At 60.6% G+C, this 26,409-nt stretch carries 25 protein-coding genes; 7 read left to right on the top strand and 18 right to left on the bottom strand.

All coding sequences use genetic code 11. From position 1 onward, the window contains the following. The first annotated feature begins 45 nt into the window (after positions 1-45). Together ACFSDX_RS24560 and ACFSDX_RS24555 are read left to right on the top strand one after the other, a co-directional pair. Positions 46-4,890: a T9SS type A sorting domain-containing protein gene (locus tag ACFSDX_RS24560; protein ID WP_382318539.1), complete on the top strand. Its 4,845-nt coding sequence runs from the start codon at positions 46-48 to the stop codon at positions 4,888-4,890. Between the two features lie 524 nt (positions 4,891-5,414). Continuing rightward, positions 5,415-6,047, top strand: coding sequence for a hypothetical protein (locus ACFSDX_RS24555; protein WP_382318537.1), 633 nt, complete (start codon positions 5,415-5,417; stop codon positions 6,045-6,047). Between the two features lie 128 nt (positions 6,048-6,175). Here the strand turns inward: ACFSDX_RS24555 and ACFSDX_RS24550 are convergent, their stop codons facing one another. The 3 genes from ACFSDX_RS24550 to ACFSDX_RS24540 form a co-directional block, all read right to left on the bottom strand. Beyond that, complete coding sequence (locus ACFSDX_RS24550; RefSeq protein ID WP_382318535.1) at positions 6,176-7,066, bottom strand: alpha/beta fold hydrolase; 891 nt, start codon at positions 7,064-7,066, stop codon at positions 6,176-6,178. A gap of 325 nt (positions 7,067-7,391) precedes the next feature. Then, positions 7,392-7,757, bottom strand: a complete 366-nt coding sequence (locus ACFSDX_RS24545; protein ID WP_382318533.1) for a hypothetical protein — start codon at positions 7,755-7,757, stop codon at positions 7,392-7,394. 200 nt (positions 7,758-7,957) lie between these two features. Continuing rightward, the gene (locus tag ACFSDX_RS24540) at positions 7,958-8,407 is read right to left on the bottom strand and encodes a helix-turn-helix domain-containing protein (protein ID WP_382318531.1); all 450 of its coding nucleotides are present in this window, start codon (positions 8,405-8,407) and stop codon (positions 7,958-7,960) included. Positions 8,408-8,688: 281 nt separating this feature from the next. On the opposite strand from ACFSDX_RS24540, the gene ACFSDX_RS24535 reads away from it, so the two are divergent. Next, the gene (locus ACFSDX_RS24535; RefSeq protein WP_382318529.1) at positions 8,689-9,123 is read left to right on the top strand and encodes a BLUF domain-containing protein; all 435 of its coding nucleotides are present in this window, start codon (positions 8,689-8,691) and stop codon (positions 9,121-9,123) included. A gap of 500 nt (positions 9,124-9,623) precedes the next feature. Here the strand turns inward: ACFSDX_RS24535 and ACFSDX_RS24530 are convergent, their stop codons facing one another. The 6 genes from ACFSDX_RS24530 to ACFSDX_RS24505 all read right to left on the bottom strand — a co-directional run bounded on the left by ACFSDX_RS24530 (position 9,624) and on the right by ACFSDX_RS24505 (position 15,176). Then, positions 9,624-11,168 carry an OmpA family protein gene (locus tag ACFSDX_RS24530; RefSeq protein WP_382318527.1) on the bottom strand — a complete coding sequence of 515 codons (1,545 nt, stop codon included), beginning with the start codon at positions 11,166-11,168 and terminating at the stop codon, positions 9,624-9,626. Between the two features lie 102 nt (positions 11,169-11,270). Continuing rightward, positions 11,271-12,194 (bottom strand): YsnF/AvaK domain-containing protein, encoded by a 924-nt coding sequence (locus tag ACFSDX_RS24525; RefSeq protein WP_382318525.1) that lies wholly within the window; start codon positions 12,192-12,194, stop codon positions 11,271-11,273. An 88-nt stretch (positions 12,195-12,282) separates the two neighbouring features. Continuing rightward, the gene (locus tag ACFSDX_RS24520; protein ID WP_382318523.1) at positions 12,283-12,714 is read right to left on the bottom strand and encodes a YsnF/AvaK domain-containing protein; all 432 of its coding nucleotides are present in this window, start codon (positions 12,712-12,714) and stop codon (positions 12,283-12,285) included. 513 nt (positions 12,715-13,227) lie between these two features. After that, positions 13,228-13,527, bottom strand: a complete 300-nt coding sequence (locus ACFSDX_RS24515) for a hypothetical protein (RefSeq protein WP_382318521.1) — start codon at positions 13,525-13,527, stop codon at positions 13,228-13,230. 356 nt (positions 13,528-13,883) lie between these two features. Continuing rightward, on the bottom strand, positions 13,884-14,069 hold the full coding sequence (locus tag ACFSDX_RS24510; RefSeq protein ID WP_382318519.1) for a hypothetical protein: 186 nt from the start codon (positions 14,067-14,069) through the stop codon (positions 13,884-13,886). A 228-nt stretch (positions 14,070-14,297) separates the two neighbouring features. Further along, a complete protein-coding gene (locus ACFSDX_RS24505; protein WP_382318517.1) occupies positions 14,298-15,176 on the bottom strand; it encodes an SDR family oxidoreductase in 879 nt (292 codons plus the stop codon). Positions 15,177-15,429: 253 nt separating this feature from the next. Between ACFSDX_RS24505 and ACFSDX_RS24500 the strand changes: the two genes are divergently transcribed. After that, on the top strand, positions 15,430-15,804 hold the full coding sequence (locus tag ACFSDX_RS24500) for a winged helix-turn-helix transcriptional regulator (protein ID WP_382318515.1): 375 nt from the start codon (positions 15,430-15,432) through the stop codon (positions 15,802-15,804). A gap of 100 nt (positions 15,805-15,904) precedes the next feature. Here the strand turns inward: ACFSDX_RS24500 and ACFSDX_RS24495 are convergent, their stop codons facing one another. Beyond that, the gene (locus ACFSDX_RS24495; RefSeq protein WP_382318512.1) at positions 15,905-16,117 is read right to left on the bottom strand and encodes a hypothetical protein; all 213 of its coding nucleotides are present in this window, start codon (positions 16,115-16,117) and stop codon (positions 15,905-15,907) included. Positions 16,118-16,138: 21 nt separating this feature from the next. Next, positions 16,139-16,282 carry a hypothetical protein gene (locus tag ACFSDX_RS24490; protein ID WP_382318510.1) on the bottom strand — a complete coding sequence of 48 codons (144 nt, stop codon included), beginning with the start codon at positions 16,280-16,282 and terminating at the stop codon, positions 16,139-16,141. Positions 16,283-16,399: 117 nt separating this feature from the next. Between ACFSDX_RS24490 and ACFSDX_RS24485 the strand changes: the two genes are divergently transcribed. Together ACFSDX_RS24485 and ACFSDX_RS24480 are read left to right on the top strand one after the other, a co-directional pair. Beyond that, a complete protein-coding gene (locus tag ACFSDX_RS24485; protein ID WP_382318507.1) occupies positions 16,400-17,575 on the top strand; it encodes a 4-hydroxybenzoate 3-monooxygenase in 1,176 nt (391 codons plus the stop codon). A gap of 141 nt (positions 17,576-17,716) precedes the next feature. Next, complete coding sequence (locus ACFSDX_RS24480; protein WP_382318505.1) at positions 17,717-18,586, top strand: helix-turn-helix domain-containing protein; 870 nt, start codon at positions 17,717-17,719, stop codon at positions 18,584-18,586. 57 nt (positions 18,587-18,643) lie between these two features. Here the strand turns inward: ACFSDX_RS24480 and ACFSDX_RS24475 are convergent, their stop codons facing one another. The 5 genes from ACFSDX_RS24475 to ACFSDX_RS24455 form a co-directional block, all read right to left on the bottom strand. Continuing rightward, positions 18,644-18,790, bottom strand: a complete 147-nt coding sequence (locus ACFSDX_RS24475; RefSeq protein ID WP_382318503.1) for a hypothetical protein — start codon at positions 18,788-18,790, stop codon at positions 18,644-18,646. A gap of 84 nt (positions 18,791-18,874) precedes the next feature. Further along, positions 18,875-21,151: a glucosidase family protein gene (locus ACFSDX_RS24470; RefSeq protein ID WP_382318501.1), complete on the bottom strand. Its 2,277-nt coding sequence runs from the start codon at positions 21,149-21,151 to the stop codon at positions 18,875-18,877. A gap of 9 nt (positions 21,152-21,160) precedes the next feature. Then, positions 21,161-21,754 (bottom strand): 5' nucleotidase, NT5C type, encoded by a 594-nt coding sequence (locus ACFSDX_RS24465; protein WP_382318499.1) that lies wholly within the window; start codon positions 21,752-21,754, stop codon positions 21,161-21,163. Positions 21,755-21,824: 70 nt separating this feature from the next. Beyond that, positions 21,825-23,201: a sugar porter family MFS transporter gene (locus ACFSDX_RS24460; protein ID WP_382318497.1), complete on the bottom strand. Its 1,377-nt coding sequence runs from the start codon at positions 23,199-23,201 to the stop codon at positions 21,825-21,827. Positions 23,202-23,367: 166 nt separating this feature from the next. Continuing rightward, complete coding sequence (locus tag ACFSDX_RS24455) at positions 23,368-24,204, bottom strand: phytanoyl-CoA dioxygenase family protein (RefSeq protein ID WP_382318495.1); 837 nt, start codon at positions 24,202-24,204, stop codon at positions 23,368-23,370. A 224-nt stretch (positions 24,205-24,428) separates the two neighbouring features. Here ACFSDX_RS24455 and ACFSDX_RS24450 point away from each other — a divergent pair, with 224 nt between their 5' ends. Further along, positions 24,429-25,349, top strand: a complete 921-nt coding sequence (locus ACFSDX_RS24450; RefSeq protein ID WP_382318493.1) for an AraC family transcriptional regulator — start codon at positions 24,429-24,431, stop codon at positions 25,347-25,349. On the opposite strand, the gene ACFSDX_RS24445 is transcribed toward ACFSDX_RS24450, so the two are convergent. Both ACFSDX_RS24445 and ACFSDX_RS24440 read right to left on the bottom strand, forming a co-directional pair. After that, entirely contained in the window at positions 25,346-26,152 is an 807-nt protein-coding gene (locus ACFSDX_RS24445) for a sugar phosphate isomerase/epimerase family protein (protein WP_382318491.1), read from the bottom strand. The genes ACFSDX_RS24450 and ACFSDX_RS24445 overlap by 4 nt on opposite strands. Next, entirely contained in the window at positions 26,149-26,361 is a 213-nt protein-coding gene (locus ACFSDX_RS24440) for a sialate O-acetylesterase (RefSeq protein ID WP_382318750.1), read from the bottom strand. The genes ACFSDX_RS24445 and ACFSDX_RS24440 overlap by 4 nt, the downstream gene beginning before the upstream one ends. Positions 26,362-26,409: the final 48 nt, after the last annotated feature.

The raw sequence follows: 26,409 nt of genomic DNA, 5'->3' as shown, positions 1-26,409 counted from the left end.
CCCCCTCTTTTCTTTCCAGATTTTATGCGGCCCAACGGCCTTTTTATGTCTTCAATTTTTAATCTTTTCGGGTCCGCGCGGCGCGCGGCACCGCTGGCGAGCCGGTTTAGCCGCTTGCTGGTGCTGGGCGCCTGGGGGGCGTTGCCCCTGGCCGCCCACGCCCAACTGGCGCTGCCCTCGGCAGCCCCCGTTACTCAAAACTTCGATGGCATCGGCACTTCGGCCACGGCTACGCTGCCCACGGGCTTCAAGTTCTCGCCCGATGCCATGCCCACCTACGGCAGCGCTACCAACTACCTCGCCACAACGGTTGCCACGACGGGCAACAACTTTACGGCGGGCGGCACTTATAATTTCGGGTCGACCGTAGGCGCTACTGACCGCGCCGTGGGCTTTCTGAACAGCGGCTCGTACACCTCGCCTCGGCACATTTTGCTTCAGGTGCAGAACACGTCGGGCGCCGTGGTGCAGGACCTGAGCGTGCAGTTTGATATTGAAAAATACCGCTCGGGCAGCCGCGCCTACGACTTCAAGTTTTACGTGAGCACCGATGGCAGCACCTGGGTTTCGCAGCCGGCCGGCGACCAGAGCTACCCCGCCGATGGCAGTAACACGGTCTACTCCTACCCCCCCCTCACCACGAGCAAGCAGGTCACGCTAACGGGCGTCGCCATCGCCCCCGGTGCGCCGTACTACCTGCGCTGGAGTGATGTGGGCCTGAACGGCAGCACTAACGGCCAGGGCCTAGGGCTCGATAACGTCGTGCTCACGCCCACGCTGGCGGGCGGCCCGACGCCCACGCCGGTCGCTACCATCACGACGAGCAGCCTAGCGGCAACTTCGTTTTGCCTGACCTCGACGACGGGCAGCCCGTCGTTTAGCGTGGCTTTTACTAGCAGTGGCGCCTTTACAGGTACTTACTTAGCGCAGCTCTCCGATGCAGTGGGCGTGTTCCCAACGAATACGACTGACAACATTATTGGCAGCGGCCCGGCCTCGCCCCTTACCGCTAGCCTGCCCGCGGGTACGCCGAGCGGCAACGGCTACCGCATTCGGGTGCTGAACGATGCCCCGCTTACCACCGGCACCGACAACGGCCAGAACTTGACCGTGACGCAGGCGCCGAGCAGCAATACCGTGACGGTTTCGCCCGCCACGAGTCAAACGCTGCTCACGACTGCTACGGGCGCTACCCTAACGGCGACGGCTACTTCCCCTTCCACCTTTGCCTGGTACTATAGTACTAGTGCGGTGGGGTCCTTCACGACTGCCATTGCGGGCGCCACGGCGGCCAGCTACACGCTGAAAGGCGCCGATTTTGGGGGCGCGGGCACCTACTACTTAGTGGCTCGGGCTACGACCACCACTACCTGCGGCGCGGTTTCGGGCCTGAGTGCGCCGATTGCGATAACAGTAACGGCACCACCCGTAGTGGTGGCGCCCACCCTAACAGTATCGCTGACGACCCTGCCGGATTTTGGCAGCATTGCCAGCGGGGCGGCTTCGCCCGCCAAAAGCTTTACGGTGAGCGGCACTAACCTCACCGGCGCGGTGACGGTGACGCCCCCGGCGGGCTTTGAGATTCGGACCGGCGCCAAGGCCTTTGCCTGCTGCGCGATTGAGCTGACGCCGGTAGGCGGCGCGGTGAGCGCGACCATTGAGGTACGCTTTGTGCCCACGGTGGCGCAGACTTATGCGGCCGCCATTGCCGTAAGCAGCCCCGGCGTGGCGGCCGCGTCGGTAAGCGTAACGGGGACCGGTATGGCGCCCGTTTATCCGGCCACGGTGAGCACGGCCGCTATTACGGCCTTGACGCCCACCGGCGCTACCTCGGGCGGCACGGTGGAAGCCGATGGCGGCAGCGCCGTAACGGCGCGCGGCGTGGTGTGGAGCCTGCTGGCTACGCCTGCCCTCACGGCGAGCAAGACGGTAGACGGCGCGGGCGCCGGCTCCTTCACCAGCACCCTGAGTGGCTTGCTGCCCGGCACCACGTACTTCGGGCGGGCTTATGCCACCAACGCCGCGGGCACAGCTTACGGCGAAGAATTCTCCTTCACGACCGTAGCCATTCCGCTGGCGGCGGAGCCCACTAACCAGAGCACGCTCACGGCGAGCGCCGTGACCAGCACCTCGCTCCAGCTAAACCTGACGGGCGGCACGGGGACCAAGCATCTCATTCTAGCGCGCCTGACCACTGCCGTCAATGCGACGCCGGTCGATGCTACTACCTACTTGGCCGATGCGGCATTCGGCGCGGGCACCCAGCTGGGCACCGGCAACTACGTGGTGTATGCGGGTACTGGCTCAAGCGTGACCGTGACGGGCTTGCGGGCCAGCTCGACCTACACCTTTGCCGTGTTTGACTACAACGACAACGATACGCCCTACGCTGAAAACTACCTGACTACGGCGCCCGGCACCCTGTCGCAGGCCACCCCCGACGCCCCAGCCGCGCTGCTGCTCGAAGAAAATTTTGACTATCGTGCCGGCACGGACCTCAAGGCCAACAACTGGACGGCCCACAGCGGCACCACCAACGCCGTCAAGGTAACAACCGGCGGCCTGAGCTATGCGGGCTACAACGCCAGCGGCATCGGCAACGCGGCGGCCCTTACGGGCAATGGGGAGGACGTGAGCCGCACCTTTGCTTCCCTCGTGATGCCCCGCACGCCGGTGTACGTCTCGTACCTGGTGAACGTAGCCAGCGCAACGGCGGCCGGCGATTACTACTTACACCTTGGCCCTGCTCCCCTGGGCAGCAACTTCTACAGCCGGGTATTTGTGCGCCGCAGTACAACGAGCGGCAAGGTGCAGTTCGGTATCAGCGGCAGCAGCACGGCGACGTATTCGACCACCGACTACGACCTGAATACCACCTACCTGCTGGTGGTGAAATACACGTTTGATGAAAACGGCAACCTCGCGCAGCTGTTTGTAAACCCGGCCGGCGATACAGAGCCCACCACGGCCACGGTTAGCTCGGCCGAGACGAGCGCCGCGCCGGCCAACATTGGCACCGTGGCCCTGCGCCAAGGCAGCAGCTCGCCCAACCTGGTAGTAGATGGTCTGCGGGTCGGCAATACGTACCGAGTCGTGAAAACGGGCCTCGTGTGCCTACCCCCGACGCCGAAGTTTACGGCAGCCCCGGTTTGCGTGGGCACGCCCACGGCCTTCGCCGACGCCTCGACGACGGTAGAAGCGAACGCGACCTACGCCTGGGATGTGGATGGTGACGGGCAAGTAGATTACACAACTAAAGGTGCCATTACGCACACCTACCCGGCGGCCGGGACATACTCCGCCACGCTGACTATCACGCAGGGCGCCTGCGCCGACGTGTACACCCAAGCCGTCATCGTGCGCGCGCTGCCGACCGCTACGCTTAGCGGCACGTCCACGATTTGCGCGGGCAGCAGCGCTGAGCTGAGCGTGCACCTAACGGGCACTGCACCCTGGACGATTAGCTATTCGGCCACTGGCGACCCCACGGCTACGACTGTTAGCGTGGCTGCCGCCGATGTGACGCCAGAAGGCACGTACGCACTCATCGTGCGTCCCGCAACGACCACGACCTATACCCTAACTGCTGTCACGGATAGCAACTGCACGGGAACTGCGCTCACGGGCTCAGCCACTGTCACAGTCAACACCGCGCCCGTGCTAACGGTGCCGGTCGTGCCGACGACCCCTGCGCAGGCAGACTTGTGCGGTGCTTCGGTGGCATTTGCTGCCACGGCCACGGGCAGCACGCCTGCCCCGGTACTGACCTACGCAATCACCCAGCAGGGTACGCTCACGGCTATCACGTCGCCCTACGTTTTCCCGGTGGGCACGACGGTGGTAACGGCGACGGCTACCAACAGCTGCGGCGACATGGCTAGCAAGACGTTCACGGTGACGGTGCAGGACCGGCAAGCGCCCACCGTGCGCACCCAGAACATCAACGTAGCCTTAGTGAACGGCACAGCTACCATTACGGCCGCTCAGGTCAACAACGGCAGCAGCGACAATTGCAGCGGTACGCTCACTTACCGCGTGAGCCCGAGCACCTTTAGCTGCGCCAACATCGGCCCGAATACCGTGACGCTGACCGTAACCGACGCCAGCGGCAACCAAGCCAGCGGCCCTGCCACCGTCACCGTCACGGGCAGCATCCCGGCGCCTACCATCAGCGTCGCGCCGGCCAACGCCACGTACACCGGCGGCGTGCCCACCACGCTCTACCTAGGCTACGGCCCGCAAAGCGCGACCCTGACGGCCAGTGGCGCTGGTAGCGGCGGCACCTACCAGTGGAGCCCCGCCATCGGGCTCAGCAGCAGCACCATTGCCAATCCCGTGTTCACGGCCACCACGGCCGGCACGTTCACCTACACCGTCACGGCCACGTCGGCCAGCGGCTGCTCGGCCACCAAGAGCGTGACGCTGACCGTGGTAGACGTCCGGTGCAGCAGCAATGGTAAAAAGCTGGATAAAGTGATAGTGTGCCACCACGGCAGCCCCCTCTGCATTGATGCTGATGGCGTAGCCGACCACCTGAAGCACGGCGACCCGCTCGGCGCCTGCTCTGGCAATGTCCAGGCGGCTAGCCTGGCCCGCATGGCAGCGGCGCCAGAAGATGCCAGCGAAGCCCGCATCAGTTTCGAGGCTTATCCGAACCCCTTCAGCAGCAGTACCACGCTCCGTTTCCAGGCTGCGCAGGCGGGCACCGTGCAGCTGCAGGTTTACAACGCGCTGGGCCAGCTAGTAGCTACGCTCTACCACGGACCTGTACAGCGCGGCGAAGTGCTGGAGCGCACCCTCGACGGCACGGGCCTGAACACCGGTCTTTACACCTGCCGCCTCACCACCGAAGGCCAGACCCTGACCCAGCGAGTTATGCTGAGCAAATAGCTTGGCTGCAACGGGAGCGTCGGTAACTACCAAGGCGCTTCCGGATGAGCTGATTATCCGCTACTAAAAATCAGTTTCGTTGGGTTGTTTAACCTTACCCAAATGATAGTGCGAAAGCGCCGGCCGGTAGGCCGGCGCTTTTTTAGTGCTCGGGGTCGCACGAGAGTCAGAACAAAAAGCCCCGCTAAGCCAGTTGCAGCAGCGAAATTTACTGGGCAGGAAGAGGCATCTTTCCACTAACAGCATTTGAGACAAGAAGGCCGGCAGCAGTAGATTACCCTAATCTCCCCCTTTCGCATAATGCTTTGATTGACAATTACTTGTTAGTAAGGAGCTCTTGGCGGGGGCTGTTATACCTCTGGTGCCACCCCGAGCAGAGGGACGAAAGACATTTTAAGACCATGCGTTCAAGTGATATTGACAGACTCAGCAATACTGCCTAACATAACTTTCGGTATAGGACAAATCTCGAAATGCGCGCGAATTTTAGCCCTACTTTTCTACTTCTTTTACTGGCATTCGCGATGAAGCAGCTGTTGGCTTGGAAGCAAAAGATATGGTTACAACTCGCCGTCATCTATACCCGCTACTTACTCGGGGGCACCTTTGTGTTCGCCAGCCTCATTAAACTGAAAGGGCATCGCTTTACGATGATTCCAGGCGCGGGCTCCCCGTTCCATAGCCCCGAGCACTTATTCGAGACGCTCTATCAATCCGGGCTTTACTGGCAGTTCTTGGGCCTTATGCAGTTCGTGGCCGGGCTGCTGCTACTGACGCAACGCTATGCCTTACTCGGCGCCCTGCTCTTCTTGCCCATCATGGCCAACATCTACGTCATCACCCTCTCGTATGAGTTTGGCTACACCAGTGTCATCACCGGGACCATGTTGCTGGCCACCGTGGGCCTCCTCGTCTGGGACTGGAACCGCTTGCGCATCGTGGTCAACCAGCCCGTAGTGGGGCTGCCAGCTTCGGCTTTTTTCGAGCGCAAACTGTGGGAAGTGGTGGGGTTAGTGCTCTTCCTCTACACCGCCGGTTATCGGGCGCTGACGGACCAGTATAATCTGCTCCTCTGGCTGGGGGTCTGTGTGGTCGTGGGCTTGATAGGGCTGCTTACTTCTTGGGTGTTGCATCGCCGCCTGAAAGGCACTAGCTAGCTAGCTAGCACTATCCCTATCGCGTTGATAGGTTACGCCTCGTGTTGCTGACCTGCAAAAGAATAGGCGAAGCAGCTTGTCACAGTCCTTAAAGGAACGACTAAAGCGTGTGCAAGGCAGCCTACCTGTCAACTAGTGTGCGCGCGCAGATGCGCTAGAATAGCCGTGGCCACAGCGTCAGGCGCTTCGCGGTGGGGAAAATGGCCTACTCCCGCTAGTACCAGCCGCTCATAGCCAGCGGTGAAGTAGTGGTCAAGCCCTGCCGATTCTTGGGGGCTATCGCACGTGTCGGCCGCTCCTTGCAGCATAAGGGTCGGCACGGCTAGGCGCTCGGTGTCGTGCAGGCGCTGCTGCAGCGCCTCATAGTGCAGGTCCGTCGCTTCGCCGGGCAGCCATCGCGAGCGGTAGGCCTGCAGGGTAATGGCGGCCCAATCGGGCGCCGCAAAGTGGGCCGCTGTGGTAGCAAACTCGGCTTCGTCAAACCAGCCGGGCGGGCTCCAGGTAGCCCACTGGATACGAGCAAAGCCGGCGGGGTCTTGGCGCACAGCGGCGGCCCCCGCCTCGGTACACTGAAACCACTGGTACCAAAATAGGCGGGACTGGGCAAAACCGGGCAGCGTAAATTCACCCCGTGGCTGGTAAGCCAAAGCAAGGGCAGCAAGGGCCGTTACTCGTTCGGGGAACAGGGCGGCTAACGTGTAGGCGGCGCGGGCGCCCCAGTCGTGTCCGACTACGGCTACTTGGTCTAGGTGCAAGGCATCGAGCAGGTCGATGGCATCCTGGGCCAGCGCGACGCCGGAGCCGATGCGGGGCGTAGTGGGGCCGAGAAACTGGGTCGGTGCCGTGCCACGCAGGGACGGGATAAGGGTGCGCCAGCCCGCCGCTTGCAAGCGCTGGGCCACGACTGCCCAGCTGCGCGGCGCATCAGGCCACCCATGGAGCAGCAGAACCGGTGGCCCGTCGGCGGGACCGCCGTCTTCATAGGTGATGGTCAGTAACTTCGTACGAACAGTAGGCATAAGTGAGTAGCTGAGTAGGGGGTAGTGGTCGTGTACGCGTGCCAGGGGCGACGTACGAGCACCGCTGAATTCAGAAGGGCTCACGAGCGTAGGAACAGCAACCCCCACTAAGCCGCTTACCGCGCTAAAATTCAGTAGATAGGAGCTGCGCTATTCTAGCCGAACTTGGTTACTTAAAGAAAAATAAATTTATAAGACAGCTTTTGAGCCAGCGTAGCGCGCTATCTGCGCCACTAATAAATACGCTTATCCAGCTGAATAGCAGTGCCAAGCCAAGAAGTAGGACTATAAACCCCTCTAACAATTTGACCGGAGCTGATACTTTTTATAACATTGCTGCCAATCGTTCTGCAGTGATAGAAAGCCCAGACCTCTGCAAGCTACCGAGCACCTCCATCGCCGTTTTAGGAGGATTCTTCAGGTAGGCCACTTGCTGCCGAAAGGCAGCCAACGCTTGCGCTGGCTGCTGGTCTATCAACTGCCCAATAAACGCATCTGGGTGCTGCCGCTCAATACCCAACGTGGCAAGATAAGGAGTTGGGAAATCCTTTAAGTTGGCGGTGACAATCACCTGGGCCTGAATCCGCAACGCAGCGGCTAGCACGTGTCGGTCATTCGCATCTGGAAGCGTTAGCGTAGGAATGAGCGCCTTATAGGACGTAACCTCCGCCTCCGGAAAGGCCGCATCCATTAAGGTGATGGTGCGTTGTAATTGGACAGCAGTTAAATCGGGCCGGTTTAGTAACAGGTTCCGACTCCACTCTTCCCTGAATCTGGCGCGTCCACGTGGGCTGGTATAAGTCTGCCGAGGCCAGTTGGAGTAAAAGGTCCCGAAGCGGTACGGGATACAACACACAGGCATTGAGTAAGGCAATAGGAGCTGGCACGCGACTAGTCGTAACCCAGTTGTAGGTCCTGGGCCTGTTGAGCTAAGAGAAGGAGGTGTTGCTGCCGGTGGGCCGTCTGCTGGTCTTTGTAAGCGAGTACATCCACCACGCGTACTCGCCGATGGCTACCTACCTTGATAAAAGGCAGCACAGCCGTTTCTAAGAGCTTGACCAGATGTGGGCGCGAAACATGCAGCAAGTCGGCGGCCTGCTGGGTGCTCACTAGCTCCTCTGCCACCACCAAGGAGATGTCTTGCCCTTGGGCCATGCCTGCTAAAATGACGCGCAGTAGCTCCAACGCCTTACGGGGTACGGCAATAGTCTCCTCACTGGCCTGCAGGCGTAGTTGCACCTGATGCGTGTGGCGGTCAGGCAAGGCCGCGGTAAAGCGCGAGAGCGAGTTACTGGCCACCTGCTGGTCGCGCAGGGAAGGGGTTGAACGGAGGGTTTGCATAGGATAAGCGAATGGTGCGCGCTGCCCGTTAAACGAAATAAACGAAACAAAGATTGCCCAAAAAAACGGATTAGAAGCTAAGGGGCTTTTAGATAGGTTAAAACCTCAGTGAGTTCCTAGCCAGAAACAGCAATCCAGGGCTAGTAAGGTATTTAAAATACTTTCTTGAAAACAGGTCAAAAAAGCCCCCTTTTGGAGCGCTAGCGCAGGCATTGTAAATGTTCAAGAAGGAACTGTTTGTTGAACAGTCCGTTAGGCTATTCTACCCCTTACTTCCCGCCATGTACCACCTCGTTTACATTAGTCAGGCCCGAGAAAACATGACGCTCACTACGCTCGTCGTGCTCTTGATGCAAGCGCGCGCCCTCAACGAACGGCACCACGTGACGGGCGCGCTCGTGTACGGCGCTGGTCAGTTCATGCAGGTGATAGAAGGAGAGGAAGAGGTAGTCAAAGACCTCTACGCCCGCGTGGCCAAAGACGAACGCCACTATGACGTGCGCACCCTGGCTGAGGGGCCCATCGCCACGCGCAGCTTTGCGCAGTGGTCAATGGCCTTTGGCGAGGTACCGGCTGACCAATTTGAGGTGTTGTGTCGCGTAGCCGAGTATCAGACCCCGGCGCAGATGGCGGGTCAACTTGCGGTCAACCGGGCAACGGACGAGCAGCTGTTAACCAAGATGAAAGACTTAGTACAGGTGCACGCGCAAGGCTAACGGATGAGTAATGCGCTCCCATAGCGACGTGAGCAAGCTGGCCGATTTACGGTCCACAAAAGGCGTAAGAAAAGCTTTGAAAACTTGCGTTTTCAAGGCTTTCTGAGTAAATGACCTAATAGTCCACGAAAGGCCAGTTTAGCTACTAATTGTCTCCGCTAGAACCAACATTTTGTACGCTTCCCACTAAAGTGAGCCATTTAGGACTAAAGAAAAATCCTCCTTGCTACTGGGCAAATGGCCTGATTTTACTCGCCTCAGATAGGTAGCGATAGGCAGCACAGCGCTGCCTATCGCTACCTATCTGAGGCGAGTAAGTGAAATTGACAACTGCTGAGCCTGTAGCTAGCTGATAGCCACTAATTCGTCGGGAAAGAAGCGATAGGTGAGCGGCAGTTCAGTGACTTAGAGAAAATAACTGTAAGGCCACACGCGTGTGGAATGGGATACAACTTTCGGAGTAAGTCTTTAAGCAAGGTCTTACTCGGAATACCCAGTACTTATCTACTAATAAGCAGCATGGCTACCCGGCGGTTTTGGGCCTGGCCAGCGGGGGTAGCATTGCTGGCTATCGGGTGCATTTGGCCGTAGCCCTGGGCAGCTACCCGCGCGGGGGTAACACCCTGCGCGACGAGCATATTGCGTACGGCAATGGCCCGGTCGGCACTCAAGAGCAAGTTGGCTTTCGCCGCACCTTGGTTGTCGGTGAAACCGCCGAATTTGAGGATGGCGCGCGGAAAAGCGGCTAGCAGCGCAGCCAGGTTGGCGACCTGAGTCTGCGACGCGGACGTGAGCGTCGCCTGACCTGCATCGAAATAGAGCCGGTCGAGCACAATGCCCCGCAGATTTTCGGCCGAGGTCAGCGACTGGGTACTGTCGGTGAGCAGCTGCCAGAGCTGGACCTCGGCCGAATGGCTACCCACCGTGAAGCTGGTGCCCGTGGGCAGCCGGAGCGTGAGGTTAGCTCCCGTATCGTAGCGGTACGTGTTGCTAGCCGCCTCGTACTGGCCATTTGGGGCCGCTACGCGAGTAGCCGGAGCGGCCCGGCGAGCCGGCGTGGCTGGCGTGGTCACGACCGGTTCACTGGTCGTCACCGATGGGCGGCGACCCAGCACTAAGTACCCTCCTAATGCTAATCCCAGCGCTAACAGTAGCAGCCAGGGCCAGTAGCGAGCCACGGCCGGAGTTGGGGCTACCGGGCCTACTACTGGTTGGGGCAGCGCGGGCCGAACCACCGGCTGGGCAGTAGCGACCGCCGGACTGCTGGGCACGGCTGTTGGAGCACTAACTGCGACCGGCGGATTGCTGAGCGTGGCCACAGGAGCGCGGGGCGCAACCGGAGGACTGCTAGGAACAGCCGTAGGCGCGCTTTGGGGGCGCGCTTCGGTAGGCCTCATCGGTATCGGGCTATCTCGGCTAGGCGAGGGAGCAACTGGGGCCGGCGTAGGCGCAACCTCGGCTACCGGAATACTAGGCGCTAGGCGAGCCAAGCCTTGGCCCAAGCCAGCGGGTAGCGCGGCCAGCGCGCCGAGGATATCGGCGCGTTGGCTACCCAGGTAGCTAATCAGGCCATCGGCATTCAGGCTGTGCTGGGCGCTGTGGCGCCCTAGCAGACCCAGCACGGCCGCCACGGCCACGCTGAACAGGTTGCTCACGGTGGTCGTCCGCACGCCAGCCTGCTGGCTGATGCTGGTCAGGGCCGGCCCATAATCGGCCCCGAGCAAGGTGCGTATCATGTCGGCTCCCCGGGTTGGCAGGCGGCCCGCAGCGGGGGCCATGGCGGTCGGGGGAGTGCTCAGGCCACTAAGCAAGCCGCCTAGGTTGCTCAACAGGCCCCGCTGATGCACCTGCTGGGCCCAAGCAAATAGCTCAGCAGCCCCATCCGGCTCCTGCGCGCGGGTGAGCAGCCCGCCGAGTGCCAGCGGCACCACCCTACGCAGGGCCTCGCTGATGCGCGCTTCCGGTTCGCCAAAGGCCGTGCTTATCTGGCGCACGGTGCTGCCTAGAAAATAGTTTTGCGTAAGTTCAAGCAGGTTGGAGCTCATGGCTGACAAGTGAATAAAGGACGAGGCTTCGGGGCTGCGTAAACAAAAAAGGGCTACCAAAACTGGTAGCCCTCTTTACTCAGTAGCAAGCGCAGGGTTTTCCTAGCTATTGCTACGGGTAGTTTGGTCCGAGTTGGGAGCGGTCGTGTTGGTAACAGTCGAGTTGGTGGAGGTAGGAATCTGCTCTACCTCTACTTCGGTATTGCGCACCGTGTCACGCACCACCTCTTCGCGCTCCGTTACCTGCTTGCCCAGGCTTACTTCTTCTACTACGTGGGCTTCTTTGGCCACTACGGCCCGTTCGGCCGATTCGGTTACTTCAATCTGACCCTCTTTGAAGGCCGTGAAATCGGCCTCCGTGGCCGGCCGGTTGACGGGCGTGCGGCTCACAACGACGTGCTCTTCGCGCAGCCGTACGCTGGCTTCCACGGGCTTTTCGACAATGCGCGAGCGCAGGCGTACGCCGCCGGTTTGCTCGGTGCGCTTGCCCACTTGCAAGCTTTCTTCGATAACCTCGGCGGTCAGGCCGTCGGTGCCGGCGGTGTTAGCGGTTGCGTTCGTATTGGTGTAGCTGTTGGCTTGGGCATTGCCCTGGTAGCCAGTGGCGGCGGCACGCTCATCGACGTCTACAGCGCCGGCCTCGTCCAAGATTTGGGCCGCTTTGTGGGCGTGCTCCGCCGACTGGCAGTGTACCGTCACGATGGAGCCGGTGCTCTGAGCTACGTGCTGGTAGCGCTGGGCGGTGTCATTCGTGTCGTCATCGCCGCCAAAAAGGCTGCTGAAGAAGCCACCGATGCCTTCCTCCGTTTTCTGAGCCGTGCGGCCCGCTGCGTCAGCTACGCCTTCCACGGCCGTGCCGCTCGTGTTCTGGTAGTCAGAGCTGTCCGTGTCGCTGGAGCTACCGGCGTGGTGCTTTGCGTTGGAGACGTCCACGTGCTCGACGCCGAAGCCAGCGGCGCTGAGTTGTTGGGCGGCTTGCTGGGCTTGGGCGGCAGTGTCAAACATGCCTACTACGGTCTGGTCCATAAGAAAAGAACTGGAGTGATGAAGAATGGAAAAAAGAAATGGGGGTAGAAAATAGGGGAAAGAAGATAAACGGAAGGTGCGGCCCGCGTTAGGAAGTGGCGGGGGGGAGGCGCTCTACTTGTACCTGCTCGTGGCGCAGCGTCACGGTCTGCGGCGCCGCGGCTACGTGTTGGCGCGTGGTCACGTGCAGTTCCTCCACTAGCAGCAGGCGCTTAACCATCACTTCACGCAGCACGGGAATGATAAGCGTATCACCCTCGCGGCGCGAGTCAGGGGCCGGCAGCTCGTCGGGCAGAAACTGGTTGATGGACACCCGGCGAACGTCAACCTGCTCGTGGCGCAGCTCGAGCGGCAGGGTTTGCTGCTCCTCCGTAACGGTCTTGGTCAGCCGCACGCGGCCGGTTTCCACCAGTTCGCGGGTCACACTGGCCGTTTCTTCGATAACGGGAATCACCAGGGGCGCCACTGGGTCATTAGCCAAGGAAGCGTGAGGAGTCTGGTCGGCAGGCAAGGCACTCATACAGGGTATCTAGGTGCCGGTTGAGGGCGATGGTTGGGACGCGGGCCGGATAGTGGCAACCCTACCTACTTGCTTGCCAGGCACAACGGTGGGCACTGTTGCTGCCGAATGCCAAGAGGTGAAAAAAGAAGCAGGCGCTTGCGCTTACGGTGGCCCCCTAGGTGGGTTGTGGGGTGTTGAGGTGGCTTGAGTCAGCGCAATAAAGGAGGTTTGCTCAGAAGCGCTACCATATCCGTTAGCAAGTATGTCTTATCTAATTCTATCAGCTAATTCGCCAAGAAACAACAGTTGAGCTAATCACAACTTATTGATTATTAAATTTATATAAAAAGATAACGCTTCGTGAGTATGAAGGCGCAAACCGTGTGCTTGTGCCCATTTCCTTGTCATCTTTCCATTCAAACTTTATAGCCGGTTTTCAGGCTGGGCATTACCGTAACAGTCACCGCGCCGGCTCTGCGCGCGTAGCGCCCCGGGGTCGCGGAGCAGCTCTTGTTAGGCGTTGCCGCAATATTACCCACCGCGATTAGAGGGGTCGCACGAGAGTAGGAACAGAAACAGGTGCCCCTGGGCCGTGGGCTGGCCCTCCAGTTGCGAGCGGTGGCTGATGAGCGCGCCCGGAAATAGGTGCTGCACCACCGGTAGCCAATTCTTGCGAATTAGCACTTCCGGTGCGGTAGTTAAGTCCGACAAGTAAATGCGGGCGGCTACCTCACGCAGTTCGCCCCGCTGGCGAGCACCCCGAACTTGCCGGTTTAGAGCTGGGTCAGAAGTGCCGAACACCAGTAGGGGCCAGCGTATATTTTTTTCCATTAAGACACCTTAACCGAAGCAAACTGTTAATTTTATTCGATTAGAACACGAATTTTTTTTTTGTGATTAACAGCACTTAGCCTCTGCATTACGCTAGCGGAGTGAAGAGGGGAGAAGGGCCAAGTCGGAGTTATAAGCTTACTAAAGGAAAAACCAGCCTGTCATCGCGACCAATAGGAGCAACGGAGAGTCTGCCCCGCCCCCAAGCATACGCCGCGACCTGCGCTCAGCCGGCGCGGTGGGTTTCGCGAAAAGGATAGGTACTCTCGGCGGGAGCGGTACCCGGCACGACAGCACAGCGAACTACTGCATAGTCTGGCCCGGCGGGCTCGCCAGGCCACCAACAACGGGAATGCTCAAACACTTCTGTCGTCGCCGGCTTCAATTAACAAGCTGACGCTGCCGACGCGGACCTCGTAGTAGCGCGCCTCTTCGTCCGAAATGGTGAGGTCGTTGTTGCTCGACCAGGTGGTCATGGGGGTCATGGCCACCGAGCTCCACAGGGTAATGCCGCGCTTAAAGACAAACGGCTGGAATAGCAAATCGATTTTTTCCGCAGTAGGAGCTATGTCAGTGGTATGCTAGGGTTGTAAAGCCTGACAAAGGTCCCCCACCGAAAAAAGGCCTCACAATACCAAGCAAACCACTTTTTGCACAAATCAAATAGCCCGGCCCCAGATATTAGGGGCCGGGCTATTTGGCTGGTAGCACCAGCCTCGTGGAATGCGGTGGTCGTCCTTCGTGGGAAAAGGCGACCACCACCTCACTCGTTAGTTATACACTTGCGCAAGGAACTGCGCCGTGGTGGTTAGTTTTCGGCCCAGAAACGACTCCAGGGTCGAATCTTCGACCTCCAGCACCCCTTCCGCCACGGCACTCGCCCACGTAACGAACAGGCCGATGTAGACCTCCGGCACCCCGGCCTGCTTCAGGATAGCCTGAAACTCTTCGACCGGGGGCGACTGGTAGCGAATGGCTTTGCCCAGGGTGGCGGACAGGTCCTGGGCTATCTCCTCGAAAGAAGTGGCCGCGGTATTGGCTAGCACGTAGCTCTTGTTTTCGTGCCCCGGCGTGGTCAGGACGTGCGCGGCGGCCTCGGCCAGTTCCGCCCGCAGCACCCAACTGGCTTTGCCGGCCTGCGCGGGAAACAGCAGAACGCCCGTCTCGGCCACCTTTTCGCCCGCGAAGATGGGAATCATCTCCAAATAGATGCCATTTTGGAGGATGGTGTACGGCAGGCCACTGTCTTTGATAAGCTGCTCGGTTTGGGCGTGCGAAGCCAGAAAGTCGGCGATAGCCGAGTCTGCTGCGCCTTGCTTGGTTACGAAAGAGGTATACACCAGATGTTTCACCTGCGCCTCCTGGGCCGCTTTGACGACGGTCGCGTGGTGCGCGGTTCGGTTGGCTACCGCGCCTCTGTCGTTGCTGGAAACCAGTAAGAGCTTCTCAACGCCTTGAAACGCCCGGACGAGCGATTCAAAATCTGTGTAATCTCCGATACGCAGCTCGATTCCCTGGTCTTGGAGGGGCTGGCCTTTGGCGGCATCCCGAACCAGGGCCGCGAGGTACGGCGCCTCGACCCCCTTATGCAGTAAATGCTCAATGGCTTTCGCGCCATAGTGGCCGGTTGCGCCTGTAACTAAAATCATGGTACTTGTTGCGTAAGTGCGTTAAAAAGTAAGAGAGGGGAATGAAAGGCGAGCCTCTGGCGCGGGGTGCGCCGGCTTGTTGCCGCGGCTCGCCAACTAAGCGGCCGAATACGCTGTTCGGTATTCTGATTACCTCAAGCAATCAGCTAACCGGTTGGTTTCGTGTTTTCCCCAACTACAGATTACTCGTCGGTAGTCTGATTACCAGCAGGTAATCAGGTTTTTTTTGCCCTTTTTCTTTCCCGTTTCTCCCATGACCGACTCCGAAACTCCCGCCTGTGCCGTCACGATGCAGGCGTTGCGCAACGCCTTTTTGGTCGTCAACAGCAAGTGGAAGCTGCCCATCATCATCGCGCTGGGCGCGGGCACCCGGCATTTCCGGGGGCTGGAGCGCAGCGTGCCCGGCATCTCCACCAAAGTGCTGGCCAAGGAGTTGAAGGACCTGGAAGCGCACCAGTTCATCGCCCGCACGGTGTACCCCGGCCCGCCCGTGGTGGTGGACTACCACGTACTGCCGTATGCCCGCTCGCTCGACCCCGTGATTGAGGTGTTGAAAGCCTGGGGCCTCCAGCACCAGCAGCGGCTGAATGCCCTGCCCGCTGCGCTGGTAGCGGAATTGGCAACCTAAAATCCTGCTTAGAGCCGCTAGGCACAGAATACCCTCACCGGCAGTAAGGATGGAATAGCCCGTCCCCAGGCGGCGGTTGCTACCCCTGGCACGGGCCAGGCTAGCCAGCCGGCGGGGCCAGAAAAGCCAGGACGGCGGCTAGCACCCGGACCGACTTTTCCTCGAACATGTAGTGCCCGCTGTCCAAGATGCCGACCACCTGCACGTTCTCGGCCACGTAGGGCAGGCTCATCTGTAAATAACTGTACGATAGGTGGCTGCCAATGCCCAGCACCGGCACAGCAAGGCGGCCATACGTGCTGGCATCAGCCATGTCCTGGTCCAGGGCCTGGTACTAGGTGTTGGCTGCCCAGATGCTTTCGGGCTGGTTATAGGCGGCCGCGTACACGGCCCGGTCAAAGGCCGACATCCGGCTGTCGTCCTGCATCACGTAGGGAAAGAGGTAGGGGCATAGCTCTTCGGGTACAGAAGCCTGCATTTAGCTGGATTTTACCCGACAACTGCGAATCGTCCACCTGAAACCGCGCTGCCTGCACCTCGCCGCCCTCGCCGAGACGGGACCTTTGCTAACCTTTAACCACCTACAAAGAATAGCATGGAAACGCAGGAGAAAACTACCGTAGCCATTATCGGGGCCGGCGTGGCCGGGCTGACGCTGGCCACTTTTTTACACCAGGCCGGCGTGGCGTGCGTTGTACTGGAGCGGCACGACCGCGCCTACCTCGAACAGCGCCAGCGCGCCGGCGTCGTCGAAGCCCGCGGCGTGCAGATGTTCGAGCGCTGGGGCCTGGCCGAGCAGCTGCTCGGCGGCCCCGTGGCCCAAACCATCGACTACCGCCTCAACGGGGTCAGCAACATCTTTGAAATTACGGGTGATGCGGGTAGCCAGGGGCGATTTTGCACCCAGCAAATGCTCGTGCTCAATTTGTTGCGAGAACTGCTCGATGGGCGAGCCGGCGACATCCGCTTCGATGTGACGGAGCTGACCATTCACCACGCGGAGGGCCCACAGCCCCACGTTCGCTACACCGATGCCACCGGAACCCACGAGCTAGCCTGCGACTACGTCATCGGCTGCGACGGCAGCCGCGGCACCAGCCGGGCGGCGATTCCGCCGGGTGTACTCACGACCTACAACTACGAGTTTGGCTACGCCTGGCTGGCCGCGCTGGTGGAGGCGCCGGTGACGGGCCATCCCATCATGGGCGTTAGCGACTACGGCTTTGTGGGGCAACTGCCGCGCGGCCCGCACCGTAGCCGCTACTACTTGCAATGCGCTCTGAGCGACACGGCCGAGGACTGGCCGGATGAGCGCCTCTGGCAGGAAATCCAGCGGCGCACGGGCGATGAGACCATCCAGCCCGTGGTGGTACACGACAAGTTTTTCGTGCCGCTGCGCTCGGTGGTACACGCCCCCATGCAGTACGGAAGCCTGTTTCTGGCCGGCGACGCCGCCCACCTGGTGCCCCCGGCCAGCGCCAAGGGTATGAACCTGGCGCTCTACGACGTAGATGTGCTGGCCCAGGCCCTGCGCAGCACCGTACGCGACCAAGACCCTACCACCCTTCAGCAGTATTCGGACACGTGTTTGGCCCGCGTATGGAAGTACCAGGAGTTTGCCCTCGACATGACCAATATGCTGCACGATGCAGGCGATGCCAGCCAGCACGGCCCGTTTCGGCAGCAGGTGGCGCGTGCCCAACTGGCTTCCTTATTTACTTCCCCCACCGCCGCGCAACTGCACAGCGAGTACCAGCGCGGTACGTTCTAATTTTCCGCTGCTTCCGTCCGGGTGGGTGGCAGCCTGGTTCGCTTGGCAAGTGGACCAACCAGCCGGCCCGGGCGATAGGAGAAACAAACGGGACCGCTTGTTTGCAAGCTTGTACATTGGCTAGTTAATGCCCCACTTGCTATGAGTAGAGAATCCCCCATCCCGGTGCATGGCATGAAGGAGCCGTTTTCCAACATCTACCTCGCGCCGCTGGGGGCCGAAAAGACGGGTCGTCCAGCCTATGAGGTGTCCCAGGCGCACCGCCACGATTACTACTACTGTGTGCTGCTCGAGCAAGGCGACGCAGCCTTTGAGGTGGACTTCCAGCCCGTGCAACTAACCGACCAGTCGCTTTTCCTCTCGTATCCCGGGCAGCTGCACCGCCTTGTGTCGGCGCGGCTGGAGCGGGGCTGGTACCTGGCGTTTGCGCCCACGCTGCTGGACGAGCCCCTGCGCGACATCCTGGAGCAATGCCTCTCCGAGGTCGTCCTACTCCCCCTGGTCCCGGCGCAATCCGCCCGCTTTTGTGCGCTGCTGCAACAGGCTTATCCCATCTATGCTGATACGAATCAGTTGTTTCGCCAGTCCATCCTGCAGGCGCTGGTGCGGGCGTTTCTTTATCAGGTAGCCGCCGCGTACCTGGCGGGCGAGAAGTTGGCGCTCGGCACACACTCGGCCCGCCAGCTGGAGTTGACAAAAGCCGTTAAGCAACTGCTGCGGCAGCCGGCGACCGCCCTGCGGCGACCAGCGGAGTTGGCGGCGACCCTCTGTGTTTCCGCCAGCTACCTCAACGATACCATCCGGGCCGTGACGGGCTTCTCGGTGACCTATCACCTGCAACAGGCCGTGATGCGCGAAGCGCAGCGGCTGTTGGTCACCCCTGAGCTGTCAGTCAATGAGGTTGCCTATCAGCTGCAGTTTGATGATGCGAAGTACTTCAATCGCTTATTTCGCAAAGTAGTGGGGACTTCCCCGGGCGCCTTCCGAAAACGGGGAGAAATGGCCCGCTAGTGAGCGCACCCAAAGGCAGGAGTAGTCAAGTCCTCGATTAACTTTTGGACCAAGCTTTTAACCAAGGCCATCGATGCCCACGCAAGTATCGTAGTTCTCGCCCGTTAGGTAGCACATCACCCGGTCGATGTCGGCGTAGTCGTCGCGCCGGCTCCAGTTCACGCGAAAGCCTTTGCCCGAGAGCGGGGCGGGCGTTACCGGCAAATCCGGCCTGATTCCCGCACACTAGAAGCCTGGCTAGTGCCCGCAGCGGAATGCTTTTTCAGGTAAAGCGCCTGGGCTCACGCATTAGTGGTGTTGGCCCGTACCCGCGTCTTCCCGCAGCTTAAAGTAACAGAACAGCGGCCAGGTGTGTGGGTGCGAGCAAAAGCCCTGAAATGCTCGCCGCAAATCGGGCTCCCAGAAGGCGTACAAGCCTGCCCGGGTTGATAGGGTAGAGTTCAGGTCGTCCGGGGCTGTCCATTGGCCGAGCCAGTAGTTGGGGTAGTTTCGGGCGTAATTGTCGAACGAGAACCGCTTGAGCAGCGCCCAGGCTTCGGGTTTGTCGAACGTAGCCACGCCGAGCAGCACGGGGTATTCCAGCGAAAACCAGATACCGCCGTCTTCTCCCTCCGGCTTGTTTTTCCAGAGAGGGGTTTCACGGGTCCGCATTCCGGTTTTTTCGGGCGCCAGGAGCTTGCTTTTGATATATTCGTACATCGCACGCTTACGCTCATTGGGTAGGGTGGGTATTTGCAGTACGTAGCCCTGCGGTTCGATGCAGACGTTGTCGAGCCCAAAGCGGACTTCGTCATTGAGGTAGGCGCGGGCCGCGAATTTGCGATTGCCCAAATCCTTCATGAACACCTGCTCGATGGCCATGCGGTAGGTTTCTAGGGCGGTGATGAGCGCTGCGGCATCGGGGTTGCCCGATAGGCGAAGTGCGTCAATTAGTTTGGGGAAAATGGCCAGCACCATGGCCGAATTCAGGTGTGACTCGGCCGACCAGGAGTAGCGGTTCGGGGAGTATTCGTGGAAAAAGCTATCGCTCCAGTCCGAATTCAGCATTTTGACGAGGCCGCTCGGTCCGGTGCCGATTTCGTCGCGCAGGTAGATGAAATATTTCTTTACCACGTTAAGCAGCGCGTCGGTTTTGCGGTCCTCGGCCGGGTAGTACGCCACCTTTTCGTTTAAGAACTGATAGTCTTTGGTGATGAGGAGATACTCGGCCAGGGTGTTAAAGAAATAGAGCTGCTCGTCGCTTTCCTTGTACAAGGACGGCGGTGAGTAGCCGAAGCCCGCGTCGCCGCGCTTGATTTCGCCGTCGGCCTCGGAGTGCATGATGACGTAGCGAATGGCCGATTTGGCCAGTTCGGGGTTGGTGTAGCAGGCCGGTAGGGCGGCCTGCAAATGGTCACGGTTCGAGATGTTGTCGCCGAAGTGGTAGGCATACACGGTGCCCTGCGGGATGAAGGTTTCCTTGTAGTAGTCGCTGTACGTAGCCGAGGCTTCCACCATGTGGGCGTTCCAAAGCATTTCGCGGCGCAATACGTCGTCTTTTTCCGCTGCCAGGTCGGGCAGTCGGGCTTTCCACTGCTGAGCAAAAAGGCCTTCGGTCGGGTTACTCAGCTCGGCGTTGATAAACAGGTCATCGACCTGCATCTGGGTGGCCGCAAAATTCTTACGGTCGGCTATGCCAATGACGATGTTGAAGGTTTTGGTTTCGCCGCGTTTCAGCGTGGTGTTTAGCGAGGTGGCCAGGGTGTCCTGCACGGCGCTAAGCATGGCTTTGGACTGCTTATTACCCGCGCTTTTCGCTGACATGAACACGGCCGGCGGGCTCACGTCGTAAGTATACCGGGCTTCCTTACCGGGAATGGCGAGCAGTGTGTTAGCGTCGTAGCCAATCTCGGCCAGGGCCAGCTGCTGGCCGGGGTCAACAGTGGCTTTTGATTTATACAGAAGAGGGCGCTTTTGCGGGTCGGTGAATTGGGTGCTGTTCAGCACGTAATTCACCAGCATTCGCTCAGAATAGGTCACTTTTTGGGGCTTTGAGCCGGTATTTTCCAACATGACCGTGATGACAAACGCCGGATTGCCGGTATTGATTTTTGGCGAAGGCTTGACCGAGATGACGCGTGTGCAGACAAGGCCACCCAGCAATTGGTAGCGGTAGCGGGCGAAGCCCACGCCGAAGGCCTTTTGGGTGCCCGGCTTTGCACCCACCGACTTCAGGCCCGTCAGCAGCGTTTTCTGACCGTTACTCACCAAGCTGGCCTCGTTCCAGCCGTAGTTGGGCTGCGCCGTGCCGTTGATGCGGGCCCAGGCCCGCTCGCCGGTCAGCAGCTGGTAGATGCCGCTGGCGTGCGTGAACAAGGTCAGCCGGTAGTTGCCGAGCAAGAAATACGGGTCGTCGGGCAGCATGGCGTCCTTGCCCTCTTTATCAATGGCCCTGGCCGGCAGCTGGCCCATGTACTGGTACACCGGCAGACCCTGGGTCGTCATCGACCAGTTACCCACGCCCTGCGCCGTTGCGCGCTGCCAGGGCAGCAGCAGGGCCAGGAGAAAGAGAACGTTGAATTGCATGCGGAGGGATTAGCGGCTGGAGAGTGTGGGGGGAATGCCTGGCGAATGGTGGCCGAGGCGTACCGTATCGGGCAGCAACAGCGTCGCCACTTCCTGCCAACCGCGCGCGCGGCGGTAGCGGGTTTCGTGGGCGTTGTGGGGCGCGTCAAACAGGAGGCCCTCCCCCGAAAAGCCGTCGAAGTTGTAGGCGTTGTCGTCAATCAGGTAATCGGCGCGGATGATGCTTTTGTCCCCGCAAAAGACGTAGTGGCGCCACGATAGGAAAGGAAAGTGGCGTTGCAGCCACTCGAACTTGTCGGAGAAGCAATTTGGGAATTCCATGGCGGCCGTTACGATGAATACCTCGTAGTGCCTGACCAGCTCGCGCATCACCTGCTGGCTGCCGGCCATCAGCGGCAGGTCTTTGAAGAAGCCCGGCGCATTGGGATAAGCCCGCATCGCCGGCTGGTGCTCGGGGGCCACAGCATCGGCAAAGTGCTTGCCGTGCAGGGCCTCGGCCGATAATTCGGCTTGGAAATCGCGGCTGTACCACTCCCGAAAGCGGGCAATAATATCGGCCATTACTTCGTCCATGTCCACGGCCAGGCGCGGTTTCTTGTTCATATAAAAGTGAGGATGCGGGAGCGCCGGCGGGTATTGTGCCACGTGCTGCCTGGTAAGCTAGAATAGGGCGTTAGGCACCCGTCAGTTCGCGCTCAATCTCTTCCAGCGACTTGCCTTTGGTTTCGGGTATGCGGGCGCGTACAAACAGGAAGTACACCAAGCACAACACCGCGTGCAACCCGAACGTGAAGGGCAGGCCCAGCGAGTCTTTCAGGACGGGAAAGGAGGTCGTGGTGAAGAAATTGGTCACCCACAGGGCCAGCGTGGCCAGTGCCATGGCGTTGCCCCGGATGCGGTTTGGAAAAATTTCCGACAGGGCCACCCAGGTCACCGGGCCCAGCGTGGCCGCATAGATGGCAATGAAGGCCAGCACGAAGCCGAGCACCCACGCGCCGGGCAGCCGCCAGTAGAACGCGGCCGCCAGCGCCAGCGCATCGAGACAGAGCAGGGCGGCGCCGGCTTGCAGCAGGCGTTTGCGCCCGATGCGGTCGATGGTGCCGATGGCGATGAAGGTGAACACGAAGTTGATGACCCCGATGATGATGGACTGCAAAAAGGCCGAGTCCCGGCCCATGCCCGCCTGCTGAAACAGCACCGGCGCGTACGAAAACAGGGAGTTTTGCCCCACGGCCTGAGAAAAAACCGCCACCACCACCCCAATAAACACCACCGGCCACAGCTCCCGGCTGAACAGGGAACCGACCGATTCGGTGGTAAGGTGCGCGAAGCTGGCCTCGATTTGGGCGGCCTCGGCCTGCGCGTATTCGGAGCCGCCGATGCGCGTGAGCAGCCGCTCGGCCTCGGCCGGGCGCTGCTTGCCAATGAGCCAGCGGGGGCTTTCGGCCACCAGAAACAGGCCGCCGAAAAACAGCAGCGCGGGCACGGCCTGCGAGGAAAACATCCATCGCCAGTTGTCGGGGCCGCTGTTGAGCAGCAAGTAATTGGACAGGTAGGCCAGCAAAATCCCGCTCACGATGGACAACTGGTAGAACGACACCAGCCGGCCGCGCAGCGGCGCGGGCGAGATTTCGGCCACGTACATGGGGCAGACCAGCGCCGCCGCGCCCACGGCCACTCCGCTCAGTATCCGAAACGCCACGAAGGCCGCAAAGCTGCCGGCCCAGCCTGTGCCGGCGCCCGTGAGGGCAAAGAGCAGGGCGCAGCCCATGAGCAGCTTTTTGCGGCCCAGCGTGTCGCTGAGCTTGCCGCCCACGAGGGCACCGAGGGCCGCGCCCAGGTTGATGCAGCCCACGGCCCAGCCGGTTTGCCAGCCGCTGAGTGCAAAGGCCTGGGTGAAAAACGGCACCGTGCCCGAAATAATGACCATATCGAACCCAAACAACACGCCGCCCAGCGCGGCAATGCCGCCGAGCAGGTACACGTACGCGCGGTTCAGGGAGGCAACCCGTGCGCTATCAACCGCCGAAACAGGAACAACCAGAGCCATGGGGGTGGGATTTTTGGGGGAGGATAATGAGAGTGGGGCCGGGCGGATAAGAACAGTCCTGCTGAGCTGGTCGAAGCGTTTCTACCGCGCAAGTATGCATTTACTAGTGCGGTAGAGACGCTTCGGCTGCGCGAACGCCGGCTGAGCAGGGCGTGCTGTTCAGCCGCTATTTCAACGCCACGTCGGCTTCTTTGCGCAGGAAGTCGGCGCCGTCTTCGGCCATGCCGTGCGCTTCGCGGCGCAGCAGGGCGTCGTCGGGCACGGTTTCAAGGGGCGTGATGCTGGAGTTGGAGGAGGCCGAGTCGTTGTAGCCGATGTTGGAGGCGCGGTTATAGCACGAAATCATCGACCAGCGCGGTTGGTCCGACAGGTTGGCTTCAGAGCGGTGCAGGATATTGCTGTGGAAGAAGAGCACGTCGCCGGCTTGCAGCTCCACGTACACCAGCGGCATGGTTTGCAGGGCCAGGTCCACGTAGCGCTGCGAGGCGCCCACCTGCTCACCGGCGAAGCCGTGCTCGACGCGGCCCATCTTGTGCGAGCCGGGCACCACCTGCAGGCAACCGTTGGCGCGGTTGGCTTCCGTAATGGCCACCATCACCGACATCATCTGTTCGGGCAGCAAAAACTCATTTTTGTACCAGTAGCCATAGTCCTGGTGCCACTCCCAGGCGCCGCCCACGCGGGGCTCCTTCTGCATGAGCTTGGAGTGGAAATGGCACACCGGGGCGTCGCCGTCGAGCAGGGCGTCCACGGCATCGACCAGGCTTTGGCGACGGGTGAGCAGGCCGTACACGTCGTCGCCGGGCTTGTACCAAAGCGAGAGCTTGCTCCGCTTACCGGTGCTGTCGTTCACGTTGATGGCGTGTTTGCTCATCGCACTGTCTTCCAAGGCCACACCGTGCAGCTTGTCGATTTCGGCAGGGCTCAGAAAGTTGCGCACAATCAGGTAGCCGTCCTGGTGGTACTGCTGGATTTGTTCCGGGGATAGTGCGGGAGTTGTCATGGCGAGAAGTGTTTATGAATGAGAAAAAGAAATGAGAGTGAAGGTCTGGTTCACTTGGTGTCCTCACAGCTGAAGCAGGGTTGTTCGTTTGGTGGGCTCAGCCAGCACAAACGCTTCGCTTAATGGCATTTTCGGGTGCGTGAGTCTGATGCAAATGTCTGGGGTTTGCATACACGGTAGATAAAGTATATTCGCCTAAATATGGACTATTCTGCTTATGGCGTATGAAGGAGGAAACGCACAAGAGCCGGGGCTTTGCCGGGGAGCGCATCATCGAAATTCCGGGCCAAACCGAAGAGAAGTGCTGGCAGCTGCCCGTTATCAATGGGTTATTTCTGACAAAAATCGGCTTCTATCCCAAAGCCCAACACCATTACTATCAGAGGCCCTCAGGCTTCAACCAAGCCATTTTACTTTACTGCACCGACGGGCAGGGCTGGATACAGCTCCCCCAGGGCCGGGTGGAGTTGCGCGCCGATGAGGTCTTCATTATTCGCGCGGGCGTGCCCCACGCCTACGGGGCCGACGCGCACAACTCATGGACAATACACTGGCTGCACCTGAGCGGCCACCAGTCCGATGCCTTGGCGGAGGCCCTGATGGCGGAGGCGCGAAGTCCGGCCCTGGGCTTGCCAGTGCCCTTCGCCGCCGAGCGCATGGCGCTGTTCGACCGGATTTACGAGACGCTGCTCAAAGGCTACAGCCCCGCCAACCTGCTGTTTGCCAACCTCAGCCTGGCTTATTTCCTGGCATCCTTCGTGCAGCCCGACAGCTTCCGGCCCTCGCGCGAACCCCTGGGCCCGGTGAGTGCCACCGGCAAGGCCATCACGTTCATGCAAGCCAACCTGTCGCGGGCCCTCACCGTGGCGGGCATTGCCGAAGCGGCGCACCTGTCAGTGGCGTTTTTCTCGCGCAAGTTTAAGCAGGACACCGGCTACGCGCCCATCGAGTATTTCAACCACCTGCGCATTCAGCGGGCGTGCCAGTTGCTGCATTTCAGCCAATTGCGGGTCAATGAAGTGGCCGCCGAGCTGGGCATCGACGACCCGCTGTATTTCTCGCGGCTGTTTCGCAAGCAGATGGGCGTGTCGCCCGCCGCCTACCGCCGGGGTGAGGCCCTGCTGCACGCCGCACCGCGCGGCTAGCCGTAGCGCGCTTTCAACAGGTTTAGCATGAACACATTGATGTCCCACTGGCTGGCTACTGGCTGCTGGGTGTAGGGCAGCAGCGGCAGGTAGGGCGCCGGGCCAAACTCGGTGGTGATGGTGAGCGGCGTGCCGGCCGCGCGGTGGCGGGCCACCACCTGGTCCCACCAGGCCAGGTGAGCGGCCAGGGCCGGGGCCCATTCCGGGGCGCGCGGGTCGCTCACCTGGGGCCCTTCGGGGTGGCCCACCCGGCTGTGCAGGTGGCCGGTGCGGCTCAGGGCCAGCCTCACGGCTTCGGGCTGGTCTTCGAGCAAGGATTCGTGCACGTTGCACCAGTGCGAGATGTCGAGCGTGAGGCGCAGTTCGGGCAGGGCCGTTAGGTACTGCTGGCACACGTGGGCGGCAAACAGCGCCTTGCCCCGGTGGGTTTCGTGCAGGATGGGCACGCCCGTTTCGGTCGAGATGCGCGCGGCCAACTCAAAAAGCTGCGTGTTGTTCGCCGTCGTGAAGAAGTCCTTGCCCGTCTGGCAATTGATGAAAATGGGGCGGGCAGCCGCGAGGTGGCGCAGGTATTTTTCGTAGCTGCGCGCGTGCTCGGCCGGGTCACGCTCCAGCGACTGGTAGTACTGGCCAATCAGCTCCAGGCCGTGGTCGCGTAGCGTGGCCAGCATCTCGCGGCAAGCGGGGGCCTGGAGGGGCAGCGCCATTTCTACGCCGTCGTAGCCGCTGGCCCGCACATTGCGGCAAAAAGTGTCGAAGGGCAGCGAGTTGCCCCATTCAGGCGCGTAAAATTTCAGGGTCATTCGTTTCGTAGTGGCAGTTCATGAAAAGCTGTTTGTCCGCAAGGGTCACCGGTCCTTTTGCCTCGCTTAGGCGCTGCCGCGCGCTGGAGCGCCAGCATTGGGGTGGCATAGTGGCGGCCTAGTTCGCTGGCTGAGGCCGCGTCGAAATGCAGCTTGTCGCCTTTGTCGGCGAGGCCTTCCGAGCTGACCAGGGCAGCATGCGGCACCAAGAGCAGCAGTTGCGGCAGCTGCGAGTTGAGGAGTAGGTTGGCTTCCCG

It is taken from the genome of Hymenobacter bucti (assembly GCF_042681145.1).
GTDB classification, from domain to species: domain Bacteria; phylum Bacteroidota; class Bacteroidia; order Cytophagales; family Hymenobacteraceae; genus Hymenobacter; species Hymenobacter bucti.
Note: the sequence above shows the minus strand (reverse complement) of the source record. Positions and strands in the feature narration are given on the sequence as shown.